The 1,001-nt window shown below is 63.2% G+C and carries 1 protein-coding gene; it reads right to left on the bottom strand.

From position 1 onward, the window contains the following. On the bottom strand, positions 1-1,001 hold a 1,001-nt coding region (gene tuf, locus AC3A84_RS09385; RefSeq protein WP_487969355.1), incomplete at both ends, for an elongation factor Tu.

Genomic DNA, 1,001 nt, shown 5'->3' with positions numbered 1-1,001 from the left:
TTGACGGTGATCGACACGTTGTCGCCGGGCATGACCATTTCCTTGTCGGCCGGCAGCTCGATGGCGCCGGTCACGTCGGTCGTGCGGAAGTAGAACTGAGGACGGTAGTTGTTGAAGAACGGCGTGTGACGGCCGCCTTCGTCCTTGCTCAGAACGTAGACTTCGGCGGTGAAGTGCGTGTGGGGCTTGATGGAGCCGGGCTTGCACAGCACTTGGCCGCGTTCGACGTCTTCACGCTTGGTGCCGCGCAGCAGCAGGCCGACGTTGTCGCCGGCTTGGCCTTGGTCCAGCAGCTTGCGGAACATTTCCACGCCGGTGCAGGTGGTCTTTTGCGTGTCGCGGATACCGACGATTTCGATTTCTTCGCCGACCTTGATGATGCCGCGCTCGACGCGACCCGTGACCACGGTACCGCGGCCGGAGATGGAGAACACGTCTTCCACGGGCATCAGGAAGGCGCCGTCCACAGCGCGCTCAGGCGTGGGGATGTAGGTGTCCAGGGCTTCGGCCAGCTTGTCGATGGCTTGCTCGCCCAGGGGGCCCTTGTCGCCTTCCAGGGCGAGCTTGGCGGAACCGCGGATGATGGGGGTGTCGTCGCCGGGGAAGTTGTACTTGTCCAGCAGTTCGCGGACTTCCATTTCCACCAGTTCCAGCAGTTCTTCGTCGTCCACCATGTCGCACTTGTTCAGGAACACGATGATGTAGGGCACGCCCACCTGACGAGCCAGCAGGATGTGCTCGCGGGTCTGGGGCATCGGGCCGTCAGCGGCCGAGCACACCAGGATGGCGCCGTCCATCTGGGCGGCACCGGTGATCATGTTCTTCACGTAGTCGGCGTGACCGGGGCAGTCCACGTGGGCGTAGTGGCGGTTGGCCGTTTCGTATTCCACGTGAGCGGTGTTGATGGTGATGCCGCGGGCCTTTTCTTCAGGAGCCGCGTCGATTTCGTCGTACTTCTTGGCTTCGCCGCCGAACTTGGCGGACAGCACCGTGGCGATCGC

The sequence above is a fragment of the Paracidovorax sp. genome (assembly GCF_057642795.1).
Note: the sequence above shows the minus strand (reverse complement) of the source record. Positions and strands in the feature narration are given on the sequence as shown.